Below are 20,807 nucleotides of genomic sequence, written 5' to 3'. Positions count from 1 at the left end.
ATCGGCTGGTGGTGACCGGCAGCCCGGATGCGCCCCCCTACCTGTGGCGCGATCCCCATGATCCTGTGCATCTGATGGGCGCCAATGCCGATCTGCTCAAGGACGCCGCGACGCAGATGGGGGTCAAGGTTGAGGTGTTGTATGGCGGCAAACGCAGTCAGGCGCTGGAAGAAGTGCGCTCGGGTCGTATGGATTTGCTGGCAGACACGCCACTGAATACCAATGAGCTTGAAGCCCTGGATTTCATCCATCCCCCCATCGCGCAGAACGAGATCATGGTCTGGACCCGCTCAGGGCATGCTCAGCCGTTCAATGCCTTGGCGGATCTGCACGGGCATCCGGGCGCCATTTCGGAAAAGACCCGCATCACCCCCGGTTTTGAAAGCGCCATCAAAGAACACCTTGCCGTCGAGCGGCAGCCTAACCTGACTCAGACTTTTCAGAAGCTGATGATGGGACAGGTCGAATACGTACTTGCCGGTCGCTACGCCGCCATGGCGCTGACCCAAGCGCTGGCCATCGACAAGGACCTGCAGGCACAACCCCTTGCGCTGGACCGTCCTGGGCTGTATCTGGCGTTGTCGTTCAATTCCGCCTGCAACGAGCCTTGGCTGCGCGGACAGTTGGCGAAAAAGATGACAGAATTGGCGGCTTCCGGTCGTGCAGCCGAAGCCCTCTCGCGCAATCTCGAATTGTGGAAGGCCCAGCTTCAGCAGCCGACCAGCGTTACCCATCCGTAGGGCCACCCATCAGTAGGAATGTTTTTTTGAGTTTCTTTTTGAAAGTCCGCCCCATGTTGGCGGCCATGGCGATCGCTTCGCTGTTCGGCTGCGCCACCGACCCTGCGCCGACAGAGCAACTCAAGCTCACCGAACAAGCGGTCGCTCAGGCCTCGGCCGTTGGTGCAACGGAAGATGAGCCGGACATGGCCGCTGCGCAGGCAAAGCTTGCACAGGCCAAGGCTGACATGACCCACCAGTCGTACAAGGATGCCCGCATGCAGGCAGAACAGGCCGAGCTGGACGCCCGGCTCGCCGAAGCGCGTGTTCTGACGCAAAAGAGCGACGAGCAGTTGAATCAGGTGAACGGGCGGCTCGAGCGCCTGCGTAAACAATTGGGGACCAGCCAATGAATCGCATTCCCCGTACGCTGGCGCTTGGGCTGTTGTTGGGCTGCGCCGGCCTGTATGGCTGTGCCGGTCACCAGGCCAGCGAGCAAGCCCTGCAGCGCGCCAATACCGATTTCCAGAAAGTGAAGGGCGACACCAATGTGTTGCGCAGTGCGCCCAGGGATGTGATCCGGGCCGGTGAGTTGCTGGCGCGGGCCGAGCGCTTGTCCAGCTACATCGGCAGTTCGGAGGACGTTACCCATTACGCCTATCTGAGCAGTCGCTACAGCGCCATCGCGGCTGAGCACAGTCGGCTGTTGCTCAATCAGGAGAAGCTTGCACGCCTGGAATTGGAGCGTCAGCGCCTGCAACTGGCGCTGCGTGAAGCGAAGTTGGCGGGCGCCCAGAAACAAGGCCAGTGGGCCGAAGATCAGGTGGTCAGCCTCTCGACCCAGCAAAGCGAGCGAGGGCTTGTCATGACCCTTGGCGACATGTTGTTCGACACTGGGCGCGCCGAATTGAAGAGCTCGGCGAACCGTACGGTGCTGAAGGTCGTCCAGTTCCTTCAATACAACCCAAAACGCGTGGTGCGGATCGAGGGTTACACCGACGGCACTGGGGACAGTCGGGAGAATCTGCAGTTGTCTCGCGACCGTGCACAGGCGGTGGCCGATGTCCTCTCCGATCTCGGCATTGATGACGAGCGTATTCAGGTCGAGGGGTACGGCGATCAATTTCCAGTGAGTGCAAACACGTCTGAGCGTGGCAGGGCGCAGAATCGTCGGGTTGAAATCGTGTTTTCTGACGACAAGGGCGTGTTGAGCGCCCCTCGCTAAGCATCCCTCACCAAGCCCGGTTTTTCGTTGAAAAGCCGGGCTTTTTCATGGGCGGTGAAAAGAGGTCTGTTCGAGGGCTGGCGGGAGGAGTGCGCATGAATTGATCCGCAAACCGATGTATGACTAGTCGGAGGGCTAACTGTCCCCGTACACTTCGCAACTGTAATGGTGAACTGCTCGCGCCGGTGCCCGCTGATGATTGGGTCATGGCGCGTAAAACGTGCTTCGAGGGACTCGAAATGACCAATCTTCTGCTGTATCAACGCATCGCTCAGCAGTTGGCTGAAGACATTCGCCGAGGCGTGTATCAGCCCGGCGAGCGGGTGCCCTCCGTACGCAAGATGAGCTCACAGCTCAACGTCAGCCATGCCACGGTGTTGCAGGCTTATGCGAATCTCGAAGATCAAGGGCTGATTCGGGCACGCCCCCAGTCCGGTTACTACGTGCACCAGACGCCGGCTCTGACGGCCCCGACGCCGGACATCGCCCGGGTTGAGCGCCCCGGCCTCGTTACCCGTGCCAGCATCATTCAACAGGTTCTGGTCGAGGCGCGTCGCGAAGGCGTGTTTGCTTTCGGAGCGGCCGTTCCGCACATCGATTACCTGCCGTTGCGCGCATTGCATCAGCAGTTGGCCAAAGTCACTCGGTTCCACAGTCCGCGTGCATTCAATTACATGTTCAGCCCCGGCTTCGAGCCGTTGCGTCGTCAGGTGGCAATCCGCATGCGTGACGCGGGGGTCGTGGTTGATCCTTCAGACATTGTCATCACCCATGGCTGTGTCGATGCGCTGCAGATGTCGCTGCGGGTGCTGACCCGTCCGGGCGATCTGATCGCCGCCGAATCCCCCACCTATTATGGGCTGTTGCAACTGGCGGACCTGTTGGGCCTGAAAGTGATCGAAATCCCCAGCGATCCCAACACAGGCATCAGCCTGGAAGCCTTGCAGTTGGCCGCCAATCAATGGTCGATCAAGGCGTTGGTCATGACCTCGCGCTTGAGCAACCCCTTGGGCAGCACCATGCCGGAGGAGCGACAGAAACACTTGCTGCGGTTGGCGTCGGATTTCGATATTCAGGTGATCGAGGACGATATTTACGGCGAGCTGATGTATGAGCAGAACAAGACGAAGGCCCTCAAGGCGTTCGATCGTCTAGGGCGGGTGATCTATTGTTCGAGTTTTTCCAAAACGCTGTCGCCCGGTGTGCGTATCGGTTGGATGATCGCGGGCAAGTATCAGGCGGAAATTCAGCGCTTGCAGACGTTCAGCACGCACTCGGCGTGCAGTGTCACGCAGATGGCGGTCGCTTCCTATCTGGAGAACGGCGGTTATGACCGCCATCTGCGCTACATCCGGCATGAACACCGGAAAAATCTGAGCGCATTTCAGCTGGCGGTGCAGCAGATGTTTCCAGAGGGGACGCAGATCAGCCGCCCTGCAGGCGGGTTCATCCTTTGGATCAGCTTGCCAGGGCGCGTCAACACGCAGGAATTGCACGTCCGGGCGCTGGAGCAGGGGATCAGCATTGCGCCGGGCCTGATTTTCAGCAACACGGAGCAGTTCAATCACTGCATTCGCCTGAACTGTGGCTTGCCGTGGAATCGGGAGGCGGAACGTGCGCTGATGACGCTGGGTATGCTTGCCAAACAGTTGTGTCAGGACAGCGGTCAATCCTGGTGAACTTGGTCCGCTGAGCGCTTTCCACTCTATACGAGTTAGAGAGGTCGACTGGCAGTGCATTCACTTGTCAGCGGCCATGCAAAGGGCCAGCATATCGGCTTCTGCCTTTTTACTGCCGTTCGATTATGAATTTTCTTCGTTGTGTGGGACTTTCAGTGCTTGTCATTCTGTCAGGATGCGATCCCGACAAGCCGACTGCGCCGCCTCCCAAAGTCGCCGCTCAGGCACCACAGGCCAAGGTTGAGCGCGCGTCCCCCGAACCCGAAAGTGCTCAACGTGCTCCCGTAGCAGCGTCCATCCCCGGTGAGCCGGTGCACGAGCTTAAGCCCAACATCAATGTCGTGCCTGTGACCGCAGGCTCCAAGCCAGCAGGGGGCAGGGCGCCTGAGGAGAAGTTGGCCAAAGTGCCTGCCAAGGAATCGGTTGGGCAGCAGAAAACCCCCACAGCCAATGCCAAATCAGCCAAGGTCAAAGCGGATAACGCCGAGATCGCAAACCGCGCGCCGGTTTCCAGCAAGAGCAAATCCCCGTCGCAGGTGGTGAAAGAGACGCGTCTGCCCAAGGCCGCTCTGGATTTGAGCCTGCCACCGGACATGGTCAAGCAACTGACCCCTCCGGCGAATGTAATCACGGCGGGCGGCAGGACGAAGTCCCCGCAGACGGGCGGCAAGCCGCTGTTGCCGAAGATGTTTCCGGATGCCCAGCAACCCTCTGACTTTCAGCTTCAGGGGCGTTTGTTGAGTAACGAAATGGAGTTGCAGTTGCGCAATGAAGCGCGCAAGGAGGTCGACGGTGCCGCCCTGGATTTCAAATTCACTCAGTGATGTAGCCTGGTTTGGGCTGTTACGCGGCATTTCAAACGCGCGTTTCAGCGGTTAAGATCGTATTCGCTCTCATCACGTCTTTAGAGAAATCGTCATGGAATGCCGTCCGGGCTGCGGTGCCTGCTGCATTGCGCCGTCTATTTCCTCACCCATCCCCGGGATGCCCCATGGCAAGCCTGCGGGTGAGCGCTGTATCCAGCTTTCTGCGGACAAGCGGTGTCTGATTTTCGGCCAGCCTCAGCGTCCTCCGGTGTGTGGCGGTTTCTCAGCCGACCCCGAGGTCTGCGGCAGTAGTTTCGAAGAAGCCGTGCGTTTGATTGGGTGGTGGGAGCAGGCTACCTCGGTCGCATGAAAGGCGGCGGGGGCGGTGGATCTGAGTATCTGAACGACAAACAATAAGGAATAAGAATATGGGTTCGCTGTACCGGATTGCCTTAGGGCTGAGCATGACTGTACTGGTGGCGAGCGCCGTCCAAGCCGAAGACTGGAAGGTCGCCAAGGACGAGGACGGCATCAAGGTCTCTCTAAGTGACGTTCCTGGCTCGCAATACAAGGCTTATCGGGGTGTGACCACCATCAAGGCCAGCGTTGCGAAGCTGCGCAGCTTGCAAGAGGACGTGGCGGGTGCCTGTGCCTGGGTGCATGAGTGCAAGCTGCAGAAAGTGCTCAAGCTCGAGGGTGACAAGGCCTGGACCTACACGCAATTCAACACCCCTTGGCCCGTTACGCCTCGTGACTCGGTGCTGCAAATCACAACGGTTGAAGGTGCTGATGGAAGCTTGACGCGCAAGTTACTCGGGCAGCCGACGTACATTCCGGAAGAGAAAGGCTTCGTTCGGGTGGCGCAAGTGGAGGGGTTTTGGAAACTCGTGCCCAAGGGGCCGAATGAAACAGAGGTGACCTACCAGGTGCATACTGAACCAGGCGGGAGCGTACCTTCCTGGGTGGCGAACAAGTTCGTGGTGGATGCGCCGTTCAATACGCTCAAGGCGCTGCGGGATCGCGCATCGAAATAACCCGGACGATTTTTCATGCGGAACAAAAAAGGCTGCCAGTGGCAGCCTTTTTCAGTTGTCTCGCGCTTACTTTCGTTCAGCCAGGGGCTTGATGTCGCGGGACGTTTCGCCAGTGTACAGTTGGCGCGGACGGCCAATCTTGTACGGACTGGAAAGCATTTCCTTCCAGTGGGAGATCCAGCCCACGGTACGCGCCAGCGCGAAGATGACCGTGAACATGCTGGTTGGGATGCCGATCGCCTTGAGGATGATGCCCGAGTAGAAATCGACGTTCGGGTACAGCGAGCGCTCGATGAAGTAAGGATCGGTGAGCGCGATCTCTTCGAGGCGCATGGCCAGTTCCAACTGCGGATCGTTGGTGATGCCCAGTTCGCGCAGCACTTCGTCGCAGGTCTGTTTCATTACCGTGGCGCGCGGGTCGCGGTTCTTGTAGACGCGATGACCGAAGCCCATCAGCTTGAACGGGTCGTTCTTGTCCTTGGCCTTGGCGATGTACTTGTCGATGTTGGAGACATCGCCAATTTCATCGAGCATGGTCAGCACTGCTTCGTTGGCGCCGCCGTGGGCAGGGCCCCACAAGGCTGCGATGCCCGCGGCAATACAGGCGAACGGGTTGGCACCCGAGGAACCTGCCATGCGTACGGTGGAGGTCGAAGCGTTCTGCTCATGGTCGGCGTGAAGGATGAAGATCCGGTCCATGGCCTTGGCCAGCGTCGGGCTGATCGGTTTGATCTCGCACGGCGTGTTGAACATCATGTGCAGGAAGTTTTCGGCGTAACTCAGGTCATTGCGGGGGTACATCATGGGCTGGCCCATGGAGTACTTGTACACCATGGCCGCAAGGGTCGGCATCTTGGCGACCAGGCGGATCGCCGAGATTTCACGGTGCTGCGGATTATTGATGTCCAGCGAGTCGTGGTAAAACGCCGAGAGCGCGCCGACCACGCCGCACATGACGGCCATCGGGTGAGCATCGCGACGGAAGCCGTTGAAGAACGTCTTCAACTGTTCATGAACCATCGTGTGGTTCTTCACTTTCTCGACGAATTCGGCTTTCTGCTCGGCGGTAGGCAGTTCGCCATTGAGCAGCAGGTAGCAGGTTTCGAGGTAGTCGGACTGCTCGGCCAGTTGCTCGATCGGGTAGCCGCGATGCAGCAAGATGCCGTTGTCACCGTCGATGTAGGTGATCCTGGATTCGCATGAGGCGGTCGACATGAAGCCTGGGTCGAATGTGAAGCGTCCGGTGGCGGTCAGGCCGCGTACGTCGATGACATCGGGACCAACGGTGCCGGTCAGAATGGGCAGCTCGACGGGGGCAGCGCCCTCGATGATCAACTGCGCTTTTTTGTCAGCCATGTGGCCTCCTATTTATGCTTCAAATCATCAGACAGGCCCCCCACGCAGGGCCCGCATCACTATAGTGAGATAAATTCTAAAGTCAATTTGCCAAAAGTCTTCTGGCAGAGGGCTTTAAGTGTGGCTTTTCCACGAAATTCACTGCCATTTACGCCTTTTATTCCGCCAGCGCAATCCGCCATTAGGGGAGGGCGGGTGCGTTGTCATTAGTTGGCTAACTGTCTATACTCGGCACCCGACCGCCAGGGGCTCGCAGGCCCGTTTTTCTGGGGGTCGTCACTTCCTGGGTAGTGGGTACCTGACCAGTGCACTTCCCAACAACTTGCCCTGATTCCTAGGGGCTCTTCAGTGTGAAAAAAAAGCCGTGAAAAGCCAACGACCTGTAAACCTAGACCTAAGGACCATCAAACTCCCCATCACCGCGATCACGTCGATCCTTCACCGCATCTCCGGCATCATTCTCTTCATCGGCATTGCCTTCATGTTGTACGCGCTGGGCAAGTCGCTGGGCTCCGAAGAGGGTTTCGCCGACGTGAAGGCGTCCTTGACCAGTCCTCTGGCCAAGTTCATCGCATGGGGGCTTCTGTCTGCCCTGTTGTACCACCTGGTGGCGGGCGTTCGTCACCTGATCATGGATTCGGGTGTCGGTGAAACGCTTGAAGGCGGAAAGCTGGGCTCGAAAATCGTCATCGCCGTTTCCGTGGTGCTGATCGTTCTGGCGGGAGTTTGGATATGGTAACCAGCGTTACGAACCTGTCTCGTTCGGGCCTCTACGATTGGATGGCGCAACGCGTCTCCGCTGTAGTGCTCGCGGCTTATTTCATTTTCCTGATCGGATACCTGGTCGTTCACCCGGGCCTGGATTTCGCCCAGTGGCATGGCCTCTTCTCCCATAACGGAATGCGCATCTTCAGTCTGCTGGCCCTCGTGGCCCTGGGCGCTCACGCCTGGGTCGGCATGTGGACCATCGCGACCGACTACCTGACGCCCATGAGCTTCGGCAAGTCCGCGCTGGCTGTGCGTTTCCTGTTCCAGGCGGTCTGCGGCATCGTGATGTTCGCGTACTTCGTCTGGGGTGTGCAGATTCTTTGGGGTATCTGATTCATGGCTAACATCAAGACACTATCCTTCGACGCCATCATCATCGGTGGCGGCGGTGCAGGCATGCGTGCTGCCCTGCAGTTGGCTCAGGGCGGCCACAAGACCGCCGTAGTCACCAAGGTCTTCCCGACTCGCTCCCACACCGTATCCGCCCAGGGTGGCATCACCTGCGCCATTGCGTCGGCCGACCCGAACGATGACTGGCGCTGGCACATGTACGACACCGTCAAGGGTTCCGACTACATCGGCGACCAGGACGCTATCGAATACATGTGTCAGGAAGGCCCAGCAGCGGTCTTCGAACTGGACCACATGGGTCTGCCGTTCTCCCGCACCGAAACCGGTCGCATCTATCAGCGTCCGTTCGGCGGTCAGTCCAAGGACTTCGGTAAAGGCGGTCAGGCTGCCCGTACCTGCGCGGCCTCCGACCGTACCGGTCACGCGCTGCTGCACACCCTGTACCAGGGCAATCTCAAGGCAGGCACCACCTTCCTCAACGAGTACTACGCCGTCGACCTGGTGAAGAACTCCGAAGGCGCCTTCGTCGGCGTGATCGCGATCTGCATCGAAACCGGCGAAACCATGTACATCAAGTCCAAGGCCACCGTGCTGGCCACGGGCGGTGCAGGGCGCATCTATGCTTCTACTACCAACGCCCTGATCAACACCGGCGATGGCATCGGCATGGCACTGCGTGCGGGTGTTCCGGTTCAGGACATCGAAATGTGGCAGTTCCACCCGACCGGCATTGCGGGCGCAGGTGTACTGGTCACCGAAGGTTGCCGCGGTGAAGGTGGCTACCTGATCAACGCGCACGGCGAACGCTTCATGGAGCGTTACGCGCCGAACGCGAAAGACCTGGCAGGCCGCGACGTGGTTGCGCGTTCCATGGTCAAGGAGATCATCGCTGGCAATGGTGTGGGCCCTAACAAGGACCACGTACTGCTGAAGCTGGACCACCTGGGTGAGGAAGTGCTGCACAGCCGCCTGCCCGGTATCTGCGAACTGTCGAAGACCTTCGCCCACGTCGACCCAGTCGTCGCGCCGGTTCCCGTGGTTCCGACCTGTCACTACATGATGGGCGGCGTCGCTACCAACATTCACGGCCAGGCGATCACCATGGACGCCGAAGGCAATGACCAGATCATTCCGGGTCTGTTCGCCGTCGGTGAAGTGGCTTGCGTATCGGTTCATGGCGCCAACCGTCTGGGCGGCAACTCGCTGCTCGACCTGGTGGTCTTCGGGCGTGCTGCGGGTCTGCACCTCGAAAAAGCGCTGACCGAAGGCATTGAATATGCCGACGCCAGCGACACCGACATCGATGTTGCCCTGAACCGTCTGAACGCGCTGAACAGCCGTACCGAAGGCGAAGACGTTGCCAGCCTGAAGCGCGAGCTTCAGAGCTGCATGCAGAACTACTTCGGTGTGTTCCGTACCGGTGAATACATGGAGAAGGGGATCGAGCAACTGGCGGGCCTGCGCGAGCGCATCGCCAACGTGAAGATCAACGACAAGTCCCAAGGCTTCAACACCGCGCGTATCGAAGCGCTGGAGTTGCAGAACTTGCTGGAAGTCGCTGAAGCCACGGCGATCGCGGCCAACACCCGTACTGAATCTCGCGGCGCTCACGCCCGTGAAGACTTCGAAGACCGTGATGACGTCAACTGGCTGTGCCACACCCTGTACTATCCGGGTGAAAAGCGTGTTGCCAAGCGCGGCGTCAACTTCGCGCCGAAGACCGTTCCGGCGTTCGAACCTAAAGTCCGGACTTACTAAGGGTGGCTGCTATGTTGAAAGTCGAAGTTTATCGTTACAACCCCGATACCGACTCGGCGCCTAAAACCCAGGTGTTCGACGTCGATACCGGCGGAAAGGACCTGATGGTGCTGGACGTGCTGGCGCTGATCAAAGAGCAGGACGAAGGGTTCTCCTACCGTCGTTCCTGCCGTGAAGGCGTCTGCGGTTCCGACGGCATGAACATCAACGGCAAGAACGGCCTGGCGTGCATCACGCCGCTGTCTGCCGTCGTGAAGAACAACAAGCTGGTGGTGCGTCCGCTGCCTGGCTTGCCGGTCATTCGTGACCTGGTCGTCGATATGAGCATCTTCTACAAGCAGTACGAGAAGGTGAAGCCATTCCTGCAGAACGACACGCCGGCGCCGGCCATCGAGCGTCTGCAGTCGCCTGAGGAGCGCGAGAAGCTGGACGGCCTGTACGAATGCATCCTGTGCGCGTGCTGCTCGACGTCCTGCCCTTCGTTCTGGTGGAATCCCGACAAGTTCCTCGGTCCGGCCGCACTGCTGCAAGCCTATCGTTTCCTGGCTGACAGCCGTGATACCAAGACCCAGGAGCGCCTGGCGTCGCTGGATGATCCGTTCAGCGTATTCCGTTGCCGCGGGATCATGAACTGCGTGAACGTTTGCCCGAAAGGCCTGAACCCTACCAAGGCCATCGGTCACGTTCGCAGCATGCTTCTGACCAGCGGTATCTGATGTTCCGGCCCGTGCGGCAACGCTACGGGCCGGTTCGTTGCACCCTGTGGCATCGATACATCGCAGTATTTGAAAATGTTGTACCCGCAAACGCTGCGGCGCAGGCTTCAACCGGCGCCGGAGTTTAAACCTGAGCAGCGGTCATATGGCTGCGGCTCTTATTTGAAGAAATGAGACCAGCAGGGGCATCCGGGCTGGTACCCGGACTATCTGCGTGATCCCTGGCAGCCGGATTCGTGCGCGACTCGATATCGTCGCGGGATGGATTCCAAGCAGGCTCGGGCGTCGACGCCGGTGGTGTCCCCTAACCGAGGGTGACCAAGCATGCAAGAAAGCGTGATGCAGCGCATGTGGAACAGCGCCCACCTTTCAGGTGGTAACGCTGCCTATGTGGAAGAGCTCTATGAGCTCTACCTGCACGACCCTAACGCTGTGCCAGAAGAATGGCGCACCTACTTCCAGACGCTGCCGGCAGATGGCAGCACTGTCACCGATGTATCGCACTCTACGGTTCGCGATCATTTTGTGTTGCTGGGCAAGAACCAGCGCCGCGCACAGCCGGTCTCCGCCGGTAGCGTGAGCAGCGAACACGAGAAGAAGCAAGTCGAAGTGCTGCGACTGATCCAGGCGTACCGTATGCGCGGCCATCAGGGTGCGCAGCTCGACCCGCTGAGTTTGTGGAAGCGTACTGCGCCAGCTGACCTGTCGATCGACCATTACGGCCTGACCAACGCTGACCTCGATACCACCTTCCGCGCCGGCGACCTGTTCATCGGCAAGGAGGAGGCGAGCCTACGCGAAATCGTCGACGCGTTGCAGAAGACATATTGCCGCACCATCGGTGCCGAGTTCACGCATATCGTCGATTCCAATCAGCGCAACTGGTTCATGCAGCGCCTCGAAAGCGTGCGGGGCCGTCCAGCTTACTCCGCCGACATTCAGAGCCATCTGCTCGAGCGCGTCACCGCGGCCGAGGGTCTGGAAAAGTACCTGGGGACCAAGTACCCGGGCACCAAGCGTTTCGGCCTGGAAGGTGGCGAAAGCCTGATTCCGATGCTGGATGAGCTGATTCAGCGTTCCGGTTCCTACGGCACCAAGGAAATCGTCATCGGCATGGCCCACCGCGGCCGTCTCAACGTTCTGGTCAACACGTTCGGCAAGAACCCTCGCGAGCTGTTCGACGAGTTCGAAGGCAAGAAGAAGGTCGAATTGGGCTCCGGTGACGTGAAATACCACCAGGGCTTTTCTTCCAACGTCATGACCACCGGTGGCGAAGTCCACCTGGCCATGGCGTTCAACCCGTCTCACCTGGAAATCGTTTCTCCTGTGGTGGAAGGTTCAGTGCGCGCCCGTCAGGACCGCCGCAACGACACCACCGGCGAGAAGGTGCTGCCGATTTCCATCCACGGTGACGCGGCATTCGCCGGTCAGGGCGTGGTTCTGGAGACCTTCCAGATGTCCCAGACACGCGGCTTCAAGACGGGCGGCACGATCCACATCGTGGTGAACAACCAGGTGGGCTTCACCATCAGCAACCCGCTGGATGCGCGTTCGACCGAATACGCGACCGATGTGGCGAAGATGATCCAGGCGCCCATCCTGCACGTGAATGGCGACGATCCTGAAGCAGTGCTGTTCGTCAGCCAGTTGGCGATCGACTACCGCATGCAGTTCAAGCGTGACGTGGTGATCGACCTGGTCTGCTACCGCCGTCGTGGCCACAACGAGGCCGACGAGCCAAGCGGTACCCAGCCATTGATGTACCAGCAGATCGCCAAGCAGCGCACCACCCGTGAGCTGTATGCCGATGCACTCGCTGCCGCGGGTGTGCTCAACGCTGAAGGTGCCCAGGCCAAGGTCGACGAATACCGCAGCGCGCTGGACAACGGCATGCATGTGGTCAAGAGCCTGGTCAAGGAGCCGAACAAGGAACTGTTCGTCGACTGGCGTCCCTACCTGGGCCATGCCTGGACGGCGCGTCATGACACCCGTTTCGACCTCAAGACCCTGCAGGAGCTGTCTGCCAAGCAGATGGAGCTGCCGGAAGGTTTCGTGGTTCAGCGTCAGGTTCAGAAGATCTACGAAGACCGCCAGAAGATGCAGGCCGGTGGCTTGCCGATCAACTGGGGCTACGCGGAAACCATGGCCTACGCCACGTTGCTGTTCGAAGGCCATCCTGTGCGCATCACCGGCCAGGACGTAGGTCGCGGCACCTTCTCGCACCGCCATGCCGCGCTGCACAACCAGAAGGATGCCAGCGTCTACCTGCCGCTGCAGAACCTGTTTCCTGGTCAACCAAAGTTCGAACTGTATGACTCCTTCCTGTCGGAAGAGGCCGTCCTGGCGTTCGAATATGGCTACTCGACCACCACGCCGAACGCGCTGGTGATCTGGGAAGCTCAGTTCGGTGACTTCGCCAACGGTGCGCAGGTGGTGATCGACCAGTTCATCACCAGTGGCGAGCACAAGTGGGGCCGTCTGTGCGGTCTGACGATGCTGTTGCCGCATGGCTACGAAGGCCAAGGTCCGGAGCACTCTTCGGCACGTCTCGAGCGTTACCTGCAGCTGTGCGCCGAGCACAACATCCAGGTGTGCGTGCCAACCACCCCGGCCCAGATCTACCATCTGCTGCGCCGTCAGGTGATTCGCCCGCTGCGCAAACCGCTGGTGGTGCTGTCGCCGAAATCCCTGCTGCGTCACAAGCTAGCGATCTCGACCCTGGAAGATCTGGCCGAAGGCTCGTTCCAGACTGTCATTCCGGAAATCGACACCCTCGATCCGGCCAAGGTGACCCGTCTGATTCTGTGCAGTGGCAAGGTTTACTACGACCTGCTGGAAAAACGCCGTGCCGAAGGCCGCGAAGATATCGCCATCGTGCGTATCGAGCAGCTGTACCCGTTCCCGGAAGACGACCTGATGGAGGCCATCGCGCCTTACACCAACCTGACCCATGTGGTCTGGTGTCAGGAAGAGCCGATGAACCAGGGCGCCTGGTACAGCAGCCAGCACCATTTGCGTCGTAGCATCGGCAATCACAACCGTAACCTCGTCCTCGAGTACGCCGGTCGTGACGCCTCCGCTGCGCCTGCCTGTGGTTACGCTTCGATGCACGCCGAACAGCAGGAAAAACTGCTGCAAGACGCGTTCACCGTTTAACGCCTTCGCGCACTAGAAACCGAATTAAGGAATTACAGACAATGGCTATTGAGATCAAAGCCCCCTCTTTCCCGGAATCCGTTGCCGACGGCACCATTTCCAAATGGCACAAGCAACCGGGCGAAGCGGTAAAACGTGACGAGCTGCTGGTCGACATCGAGACGGACAAGGTCGTCCTCGAAGTGCTGGCCGAAGCGGACGGCGTGTTGGCTTCCATCGTCAAGGGCGAGGGCGACACCGTCCTGTCCAACGAGTTGATCGCGACCCTGGACGCAGGCGCTACGGCCTCCGCCGCGCCAGCCGCTGCCCCTGCTGCCGCCGCTCCAGCTGCCGCACCTGCTTCCGCACCGGCCGCAGCTCCCGCTGCGGATGACGACGCTATCGGCGCTCCGGCTGCCCGTAAGCTGGCTGAAGAAAACGGCATCGCCCTGTCCAGCATCAAGGGCACCGGCAAAGACGGTCGTGTGACCAAGGAAGACGTCGTCGCCGCAATCGACGCGAAGAAATCCGCTCCAGCCGCTGCGCCAGCCGCCAAGCCTTCCGCCGCTCCTGCTGCCGCCCCTGTCGTGGCGGTCGGCGACCGCACCGAGAAGCGTGTGCCGATGACTCGCCTGCGTGCCAAGGTTGCCGAGCGTCTGGTCGAGGCTCAATCGACCATGGCCATGCTCACGACCTTCAACGAAGTGGACATGACCGAAGTCATGGCGCTGCGCGCGAAGTACAAGGACCTGTTCGAGAAGAGCCATAACGGTGTACGCCTGGGCTTCATGTCGTTCTTCGTCAAGGCGGCCACCGAAGCGCTGAAACGTTTCCCGGCCGTCAACGCCTCGATCGACGGGTCGGACATCGTTTACCACGGTTATGCGGACGTCGGCGTTGCCGTTTCCAGCGACCGCGGGCTGGTGGTGCCGGTGCTGCGTAACGCTGAACAGATGAGCCTGGCTGAAATCGAAGGCGGCATCGCCACCTTCGGCAAGAAAGCCCGCGACGGCAAACTGTCCATCGACGAGATGACTGGCGGTACCTTCACCATCACCAATGGTGGTACGTTCGGTTCGATGATGTCGACGCCGATCGTCAACCCACCGCAAGCGGCCATCCTGGGCATGCACAACATCGTTCAACGCCCGATGGCGATCAACGGTCAAGTGGTCATTCGCCCGATGATGTACCTGGCGCTGTCTTACGACCACCGCCTGATCGATGGTAAGGAAGCCGTGACGTTCCTCGTGACGATCAAGAACCTGCTGGAAGATCCAGCGCGTCTGTTGCTGGATATCTGATGAGGCAGCCGCACGCTGTACGCCGCACGCTTCAAGATGACAGCGCACGGCGTGGAGCCTGCGGCCCGTAAGTCGCATCCAATGATGCTGGCCGTGAGTCGGGTCTGACGTTTGATACGGATCAGCTCGCGGCTTGCAGCTTGAAGCTTGTAGCTAAAGGAACTTTGTTATGTCCCAGAAATTCGACGTGGTAGTGATTGGCGCGGGCCCGGGCGGTTATGTTGCCGCTATCAAGGCTGCGCAACTTGGTTTCACGACTGCCTGCATCGAGAAGTATCAGGATAAAGAGGGCAAGCTGGCCCTCGGCGGTACCTGCCTGAACGTAGGTTGCATTCCGTCCAAGGCGTTGCTGGACAGTTCCTGGAAGTTCTACGAAGCCAAGAATCAGTTCGGGGTTCATGGCATCTCCGTTTCCGGCGATGTGAAGATGGACGTGCCGGCAATGGTCGGTCGCAAGTCGCAGATCGTCAAAGGCCTGACCGGCGGCGTTGCCAGCCTGTTCAAGGCCAACGGCGTCACCTCCCTGCAAGGGCACGGCAAGCTGCTGGCCGGCAAGAAGGTCGAGCTGACCAAGCCTGACGGTAGCACCGAAGTCATCGAAGCGGACAACATCATTCTGGCGTCCGGTTCGCGTCCGATCGACATCCCGCCGGCCCCGGTCGACCAGAATGTGATCGTCGACTCCACTGGCGCCCTGGAATTCCAGGCCGTCCCTGAGCGTCTGGGCGTGATTGGCGCTGGCGTCATCGGTCTGGAGCTGGGCTCGGTCTGGTCCCGCCTGGGCTCCAAGGTCACCGTTCTGGAAGCGCTGGAGAAGTTCCTGCCGGCCGCGGACGAAGCGGTTTCCAAGGAAGCACAGAAGACCTTCACCAAGCAGGGCCTGGACATCAAGCTGGGCGCTCGCGTCACCGGCTCGAAAGTCAATGGCAACGAAGTCGAAGTCAGCTACACCGACAAGGACGGCGAGCAGAAGATCACCTTCGACCGCCTGATCGTCGCGGTCGGCCGTCGTCCGGTCACGACTGACCTGCTGGCTGCCGACAGCGGCGTCGACATCGACGAGCGCGGCTTCATCTTCGTCAACGATCAATGTGAAACCAGCGTGCCTGGCGTCTATGCGATCGGTGACGTGGTTCGTGGTCTGATGCTGGCGCACAAGGCGTCGGAAGAGGGCATCATGGTGGTCGAGCGCATCAAGGGTCACAAGACCCAGATGAACTATGACCTGATTCCTTCGGTTATCTACACTCACCCGGAAATCGCGTGGGTGGGCAAGACCGAGCAGACCTTGAAAGCCGAAGGCGTGGAAGTCAACGTCGGGCAATTCCCATTCGCGGCCAGCGGCCGTGCAATGGCAGCCAACGACACCGGCGGTTTCGTCAAGGTCATCGCCGACGCCAAGACCGACCGTGTACTGGGCGTTCACGTGATCGGCCCAGGCGCTGCGGAACTGGTTCAGCAGGGCGCTATCGGCATGGAATTCGGTACCAGCGCTGAAGACATCGGCATGATGGTCTTCTCGCACCCGACGTTGTCCGAAGCGCTGCACGAAGCAGCGCTGGCTGTGAATGGCCATGCCATCCACATCCAGAACAAGAAGAAACGCTAAGAAAAAACCACGGCGGACCGCCCGTCGCCAGTCTTGTTCGCAAGCCTGGCCGCGGAAGGTCCGTCGGACTCGAACCCCTGTCAGGCTTCGTCTCCTCACCTTGGTGAAGAGAGGGCGCTTGCCAGGGGAAGCGGTCACAGGTGGTGCGGCACGCCTGGACGGGCAGCACCGAAGCGCAGTACCTAACGAAGACGGTAAAAAGCATGAATCTTCACGAGTATCAGGGTAAGCAGCTGTTTGCTGAATACGGCCTGCCAGTATCCAAAGGCTTCGCAGTAGACACCCCGGAAGCAGCAGCAGAAGCGTGCGACAAGATCGGCGGGACCGAGTGGGTCGTCAAAGCCCAGGTTCACGCGGGCGGTCGCGGCAAGGCCGGCGGCGTCAAGCTGGTCAAGAGCAAAGAAGACGCAGCTGCGTTCGCTGCCCAATGGCTGGGCAAGCGTCTGGTCACTTACCAGACTGATGCCAACGGTCAACCGGTCACCAAGATCCTGGTTGAATCCTGCACTGACATCGCCAAAGAGCTGTACCTGGGCGCTGTAGTCGATCGTTCGAGCCGTCGTATCGTGTTCATGGCGTCCACCGAGGGTGGCGTGGACATCGAGAAAATCGCTCACGACACACCTGAGAAGATTCTCAAAGCCACTATCGACCCACTGGTCGGCGCTCAGCCATTCCAGGGCCGCGATCTGGCATTCCAACTGGGCCTGGAAGGCAAGCAAGTCGCTCAGTTCGCCAAGATCTTCACCGGTCTGGCCAAACTGTTCCAGGACCACGATCTGGCCCTGCTGGAAGTGAACCCGCTGGTCATCAAGGCCGACGGCGATCTGCACTGCCTGGACGCCAAGATCAACATCGACGCCAACGCCATGTACCGTCAGCCCAAGCTGAAGGCGTTCCACGACCCGTCGCAGGACGATCCGCGTGAAGCCCACGCTGCCAAGTTCGAACTGAACTACGTAGCACTGGAAGGCAACATCGGCTGCATGGTCAACGGTGCCGGCCTGGCCATGGGTACCATGGACATCGTCAACCTGCACGGCGGCAAGCCAGCCAACTTCCTGGACGTTGGCGGCGGCGCGACCAAAGAGCGCGTGACCGAAGCGTTCAAGATCATCCTGTCCGACAGCAACGTCGCTGCAGTACTGGTCAACATCTTCGGCGGCATCGTTCGTTGCGACATGATTGCCGAAGGCATCATCGGCGCCGTGAAAGAAGTCGGCGTGAAAATCCCGGTTGTTGTTCGCCTTGAAGGCAACAACGCTGAGCTGGGCGCAAAAGTACTGGCAGAAAGCGGCTTGAACATCATCGCAGCTACCAGCCTGACCGACGCTGCTCAACAAGTCGTCAAAGCTGCGGAGGGCAAATAATGAGCGTCCTGATCAATAAAGACACCAAAGTCATCTGCCAGGGCTTCACCGGCTCGCAAGGTACTTTCCACTCCGAACAAGCCATTGCCTACGGCACCAAAATGGTTGGCGGCGTGACCCCAGGCAAAGGCGGCAGCACTCACCTGGGCCTGCCGGTGTTCAACACCGTCGCCGAAGCCGTCAAGGCCACCGGCGCCGACGCTTCGGTCATCTACGTTCCGGCTCCGTTCTGCAAGGACTCGATCCTGGAAGCGGCATTCGCGGGCATCAAGCTGATCGTCTGCATCACCGAAGGCATTCCTACCCTGGACATGCTGGACGCGAAGGTCAAATGCGACGAGTTGGGCGTGACCCTGATCGGGCCTAACTGCCCTGGCGTCATCACCCCGGGCGAGTGCAAGATCGGCATCATGCCAGGTCACATCCACTTGCCAGGAAAAGTCGGTATCGTTTCGCGTTCCGGCACCCTGACGTACGAAGCAGTGAAGCAGACCACTGACGCCGGTTTCGGTCAGTCCACCTGCGTCGGTATCGGTGGTGACCCCATCCCGGGCTCGAACTTCATCGACATCCTGAAGCTGTTCCAGAACGACCCGCAGACCGAAGCGATCGTCATGATCGGTGAGATTGGTGGTTCGGCCGAGGAAGAAGCGGCTGCCTACATCAAGGCAAACGTGACCAAGCCGGTCGTTTCCTACATCGCAGGTGTGACGGCGCCTCCGGGCAAGCGCATGGGCCACGCCGGTGCGATCATCTCCGGTGGTAAAGGCACTGCAGACGAGAAGTTCGCTGCGCTGCAAGACGCTGGCGTAAAAACTGTCCGTTCGCTGGCAGACATCGGCAAAGCCCTGGCTGAGCTGACCGGTTGGGAAATGAAGAAGTAAGCATCGCTTACCGATCATCGCTCGATCCACAAAGGCCACCTTAGGGTGGCCTTTGTGTTTCCAGGCATTGTGTAATGAGTGTGGCAAGCGTGCTCCTACAAGTGAATCTGCGAAATATGTAAGAAACTTCCGAAATGCGACATGAATGTGCATGCATTGGTCGATCTGCCCTGTGTTGGAGCGGGAAATAGGGTAGGCTAGCCGCCATTTTGCTCGGCCAGCTCCCAAAAGGAGCGGTCATGCTCCTAAGGGCCTGTCTTAAAAGGATGGGCAGCATTTCCCTCGACCCATTGGGAAATCTCCTCTTAATTCCGATTCTGCAGTGTGGTTTCTTCGATGAAAGTGTTGAAAGGTCAGGACATCCTGGCGCTTGGCTTCATGACGTTCGCGTTGTTTGTGGGTGCTGGCAATATTATTTTCCCTCCTATCGTCGGCCTTCAGGCCGGTCCTCATGTGTGGATGGCGGCGCTGGGCTTTCTGGTGACTGCCGTGGGCCTGCCGGTCGTCACAGTCATTGCATTGGCCAAGGTGGGAGGCGCGATGGACGCGCTCAGCAGCCCCATCGGTAAAGTGGCGGGCACGGTGCTCGCTGCGGTGTGCTATCTCTCGGTGGGGCCTTTGTTCGCGACGCCGCGCACAGCGACCGTTTCGTTCGAAGTGGGCCTTGCACCGCTGACCGGCGAGAGCTCGTTGGCCTTGTTTCTCTACAGCCTTGTCTATTTCCTGCTGGTGTTCTGGATCTCGCTGTATCCGGGCCGGTTGCTCGACACCGTGGGGCGCTTCCTGGCACCGCTCAAGATCATCGCACTGGCAGTGCTCGGGATTGCCGCATTTGCGCTGCCCGCAGGCGACGTCGGCACGGCGCAACCGGCCTATGTCGCCGCGCCGTTTTCCCAGGGTTTCATCAACGGTTACCTGACGATGGATACGCTCGGTGCGTTAGTGTTCGGCATCGTCATCGTCAACGCCATTCGCTCGAGGGGCGTGGATTCTGCGCGGTTGATCACGCGCTACGCCATCATCGCCGGGCTGATCGCCGGGGTCGGCTTGGCGCTGGTCTACATCAGTCTGTTCCGCCTTGGCTCGGGGAGCCATGCCGTGGCGGCTGGCGCAACCAATGGCGCGGCGGTGCTGCATGCCTACGTGCAGCATACCTTCGGCTCAATGGGCAGCGGCTTTCTGGCTGTCTTGATTTCGCTGGCGTGCCTGGTCACCGCGGTTGGCTTGACGTGCGCCTGCGCAGAGTATTTCAGCCGCTTGTTGCCGTTGTCGTATAAGACGCTGGTAGTGCTTCTGGCTGGCTTCTCGCTGCTGGTCTCTAACTTGGGGCTGACGAATCTGATCCATTTCTCGATTCCCGTCCTGACCGCCATCTATCCACCCTGCATCGCCTTGGTCGCGCTTAGCTTCTGCGAAGCGTTCTGGCATGCTCAAGGCCGGATTGTCGCGCCTGTGATGGCCGTGTCACTGGTGTTCGGAATGGTGGATGCAGTGAAGGGGGCAGGGCTCGACGCCTACTTGCCGGACGTGATGGCCCATCTGCCTCTGAGCGACCAGGGGCTGGCCTGGCTGGTGCCATCGTTGATCACGCTGTTCGCTGCGTTCGTGATCGATCGCGTCATTGGCAAGCGTGGCGAGGCATTGGCTTGAGCGTGATGCACTAAAAAATAAAGCCCGACGAGTCGGGCTTTATTTTTTTTGAAACTTTGGAACTTACGGCTTAGTTGTCGCAGGCGCTTGTTCGTTCGCTTCTTTCGCGCGCTCTTGAGCGGCTTCAGCGTTCTTTTGCGCAGCTTCCTGACTTTCCTTGGCCGCGTCATTCACTTTTTCTTGAGCCTTTTGCATCGACTCTTGGGATTGCTGGGCAGCCTTGTTCGCATCCTGTTGTTTGTCTTCGGATTTCTTGTCACAGGCAGCGAGGCCCAGGGTGGCAGAGAGCATCAGGGCAATGGCTAAAGTCTTACGCATGGGGTGTTTCTCCTTATTGATCATCAACGTGCCTTCGAACGCGGTCGCGTTAAATTGGTTCCATTTTTAGTGTGAATTAACAGCGCATTTCTTCAGACTCGACACGCCATCTTGTAGGAGGTATC

At 59.5% G+C, this 20,807-nt stretch carries 19 protein-coding genes; 17 read left to right on the top strand and 2 right to left on the bottom strand.

The features are described 5' to 3' along the window. The 7 genes from N5D61_RS20825 to N5D61_RS20795 all read left to right on the top strand — a co-directional run. A partial coding sequence (locus N5D61_RS20825) for a transporter substrate-binding domain-containing protein (RefSeq protein ID WP_279894054.1) occupies positions 1 to 740 on the top strand: 740 nt, incomplete at its 5' end. Between the two features lie 38 nt (positions 741 to 778). Further along, positions 779 to 1,132 carry a DUF4398 domain-containing protein gene (locus N5D61_RS20820; RefSeq protein WP_279894058.1) on the top strand — a complete coding sequence of 118 codons (354 nt, stop codon included), beginning with the start codon at positions 779 to 781 and terminating at the stop codon, positions 1,130 to 1,132. Beyond that, positions 1,129 to 1,944, top strand: coding sequence for an OmpA family protein (locus N5D61_RS20815; protein WP_279894053.1), 816 nt, complete (start codon positions 1,129 to 1,131; stop codon positions 1,942 to 1,944). Before N5D61_RS20820 ends, N5D61_RS20815 begins: the two co-directional genes overlap by 4 nt. 239 nt (positions 1,945 to 2,183) lie before the next feature. Continuing rightward, positions 2,184 to 3,623: a PLP-dependent aminotransferase family protein gene (locus N5D61_RS20810; RefSeq protein WP_108238769.1), complete on the top strand. Its 1,440-nt coding sequence runs from the start codon at positions 2,184 to 2,186 to the stop codon at positions 3,621 to 3,623. Between the two features lie 311 nt (positions 3,624 to 3,934). Then, a complete protein-coding gene (locus tag N5D61_RS20805) occupies positions 3,935 to 4,447 on the top strand; it encodes a translation initiation factor 2 (protein WP_279894052.1) in 513 nt (170 codons plus the stop codon). Positions 4,448 to 4,541: 94 nt separating this feature from the next. Beyond that, positions 4,542 to 4,799: a YkgJ family cysteine cluster protein gene (locus N5D61_RS20800; RefSeq protein WP_108238744.1), complete on the top strand. Its 258-nt coding sequence runs from the start codon at positions 4,542 to 4,544 to the stop codon at positions 4,797 to 4,799. A gap of 58 nt (positions 4,800 to 4,857) precedes the next feature. Then, entirely contained in the window at positions 4,858 to 5,463 is a 606-nt protein-coding gene (locus N5D61_RS20795) for an START domain-containing protein (RefSeq protein ID WP_108238743.1), read from the top strand. Between the two features lie 66 nt (positions 5,464 to 5,529). Here the strand turns inward: N5D61_RS20795 and gltA are convergent, their stop codons facing one another. Continuing rightward, the gene (gene gltA, locus N5D61_RS20790) at positions 5,530 to 6,819 is read right to left on the bottom strand and encodes a citrate synthase (protein WP_108238742.1); all 1,290 of its coding nucleotides are present in this window, start codon (positions 6,817 to 6,819) and stop codon (positions 5,530 to 5,532) included. A gap of 364 nt (positions 6,820 to 7,183) precedes the next feature. Between gltA and sdhC the strand changes: the two genes are divergently transcribed. The 10 genes from sdhC to brnQ all read left to right on the top strand — a co-directional run bounded on the left by sdhC (position 7,184) and on the right by brnQ (position 20,364). Further along, positions 7,184 to 7,558 carry a succinate dehydrogenase, cytochrome b556 subunit gene (sdhC, locus tag N5D61_RS20785; protein ID WP_108238741.1) on the top strand — a complete coding sequence of 125 codons (375 nt, stop codon included), beginning with the start codon at positions 7,184 to 7,186 and terminating at the stop codon, positions 7,556 to 7,558. Beyond that, complete coding sequence (gene sdhD / locus N5D61_RS20780; protein WP_108238740.1) at positions 7,552 to 7,920, top strand: succinate dehydrogenase, hydrophobic membrane anchor protein; 369 nt, start codon at positions 7,552 to 7,554, stop codon at positions 7,918 to 7,920. The genes sdhC and sdhD overlap by 7 nt, the downstream gene beginning before the upstream one ends. Positions 7,921 to 7,923: 3 nt before the next feature. Then, on the top strand, positions 7,924 to 9,696 hold the full coding sequence (gene sdhA / locus N5D61_RS20775) for a succinate dehydrogenase flavoprotein subunit (protein ID WP_108238739.1): 1,773 nt from the start codon (positions 7,924 to 7,926) through the stop codon (positions 9,694 to 9,696). A gap of 11 nt (positions 9,697 to 9,707) precedes the next feature. Then, positions 9,708 to 10,412: a succinate dehydrogenase iron-sulfur subunit gene (locus tag N5D61_RS20770; protein WP_108238738.1), complete on the top strand. Its 705-nt coding sequence runs from the start codon at positions 9,708 to 9,710 to the stop codon at positions 10,410 to 10,412. Positions 10,413 to 10,736: 324 nt separating this feature from the next. After that, on the top strand, positions 10,737 to 13,568 hold the full coding sequence (locus N5D61_RS20765) for a 2-oxoglutarate dehydrogenase E1 component (protein ID WP_279894051.1): 2,832 nt from the start codon (positions 10,737 to 10,739) through the stop codon (positions 13,566 to 13,568). A gap of 41 nt (positions 13,569 to 13,609) precedes the next feature. Further along, a complete protein-coding gene (gene odhB, locus N5D61_RS20760) occupies positions 13,610 to 14,851 on the top strand; it encodes a 2-oxoglutarate dehydrogenase complex dihydrolipoyllysine-residue succinyltransferase (protein ID WP_279894050.1) in 1,242 nt (413 codons plus the stop codon). A gap of 169 nt (positions 14,852 to 15,020) precedes the next feature. Further along, positions 15,021 to 16,460, top strand: coding sequence for a dihydrolipoyl dehydrogenase (gene lpdA / locus N5D61_RS20755; protein ID WP_108238735.1), 1,440 nt, complete (start codon positions 15,021 to 15,023; stop codon positions 16,458 to 16,460). Between the two features lie 203 nt (positions 16,461 to 16,663). After that, a complete protein-coding gene (gene sucC, locus N5D61_RS20750) occupies positions 16,664 to 17,830 on the top strand; it encodes an ADP-forming succinate--CoA ligase subunit beta (protein WP_108238734.1) in 1,167 nt (388 codons plus the stop codon). Then, the gene (gene sucD / locus N5D61_RS20745) at positions 17,830 to 18,714 is read left to right on the top strand and encodes a succinate--CoA ligase subunit alpha (RefSeq protein WP_108238733.1); all 885 of its coding nucleotides are present in this window, start codon (positions 17,830 to 17,832) and stop codon (positions 18,712 to 18,714) included. Before sucC ends, sucD begins: the two co-directional genes overlap by 1 nt. Positions 18,715 to 19,050: 336 nt before the next feature. After that, positions 19,051 to 20,364, top strand: a complete 1,314-nt coding sequence (gene brnQ / locus N5D61_RS20740) for a branched-chain amino acid transport system II carrier protein (protein WP_279894049.1) — start codon at positions 19,051 to 19,053, stop codon at positions 20,362 to 20,364. Positions 20,365 to 20,427: 63 nt separating this feature from the next. Here brnQ and N5D61_RS20735 read toward each other — a convergent pair whose 3' ends face one another. Then, entirely contained in the window at positions 20,428 to 20,682 is a 255-nt protein-coding gene (locus N5D61_RS20735) for a hypothetical protein (protein WP_108238731.1), read from the bottom strand. Positions 20,683 to 20,807 lie beyond the last annotated feature (125 nt).

Source organism: Pseudomonas sp. GD03842, from assembly GCF_029841165.1.
Lineage (GTDB): Bacteria > Pseudomonadota > Gammaproteobacteria > Pseudomonadales > Pseudomonadaceae > Aquipseudomonas.
This window is presented reverse-complemented; position numbering and strand designations above follow the sequence as displayed.

Excerpts from the sequence above, each read along its gene's own strand:
- N5D61_RS20815 (WP_279894053.1), top strand. The coding sequence starts at position 1,129 with ATGAATCGCATTCCCCGTACGCTGGCGCTTGGGCTGTTGTTGGGCTGC.
- N5D61_RS20810 (WP_108238769.1), top strand. The coding sequence starts at position 2,184 with ATGACCAATCTTCTGCTGTATCAACGCATCGCTCAGCAGTTGGCTGAA.
- N5D61_RS20800 (WP_108238744.1), top strand. The coding sequence starts at position 4,542 with ATGGAATGCCGTCCGGGCTGCGGTGCCTGCTGCATTGCGCCGTCTATT.
- N5D61_RS20795 (WP_108238743.1), top strand. The coding sequence starts at position 4,858 with ATGGGTTCGCTGTACCGGATTGCCTTAGGGCTGAGCATGACTGTACTG.
- gltA (WP_108238742.1), bottom strand. The coding sequence starts at position 6,819 with ATGGCTGACAAAAAAGCGCAGTTGATCATCGAGGGCGCTGCCCCCGTC.
- sdhD (WP_108238740.1), top strand. The coding sequence starts at position 7,552 with ATGGTAACCAGCGTTACGAACCTGTCTCGTTCGGGCCTCTACGATTGG.
- sdhA (WP_108238739.1), top strand. The coding sequence starts at position 7,924 with ATGGCTAACATCAAGACACTATCCTTCGACGCCATCATCATCGGTGGC.
- N5D61_RS20770 (WP_108238738.1), top strand. The coding sequence starts at position 9,708 with ATGTTGAAAGTCGAAGTTTATCGTTACAACCCCGATACCGACTCGGCG.
- N5D61_RS20765 (WP_279894051.1), top strand. The coding sequence starts at position 10,737 with ATGCAAGAAAGCGTGATGCAGCGCATGTGGAACAGCGCCCACCTTTCA.
- odhB (WP_279894050.1), top strand. The coding sequence starts at position 13,610 with ATGGCTATTGAGATCAAAGCCCCCTCTTTCCCGGAATCCGTTGCCGAC.
- lpdA (WP_108238735.1), top strand. The coding sequence starts at position 15,021 with ATGTCCCAGAAATTCGACGTGGTAGTGATTGGCGCGGGCCCGGGCGGT.
- sucC (WP_108238734.1), top strand. The coding sequence starts at position 16,664 with ATGAATCTTCACGAGTATCAGGGTAAGCAGCTGTTTGCTGAATACGGC.
- sucD (WP_108238733.1), top strand. The coding sequence starts at position 17,830 with ATGAGCGTCCTGATCAATAAAGACACCAAAGTCATCTGCCAGGGCTTC.
- brnQ (WP_279894049.1), top strand. The coding sequence starts at position 19,051 with ATGAAAGTGTTGAAAGGTCAGGACATCCTGGCGCTTGGCTTCATGACG.
- N5D61_RS20735 (WP_108238731.1), bottom strand. The coding sequence starts at position 20,682 with ATGCGTAAGACTTTAGCCATTGCCCTGATGCTCTCTGCCACCCTGGGC.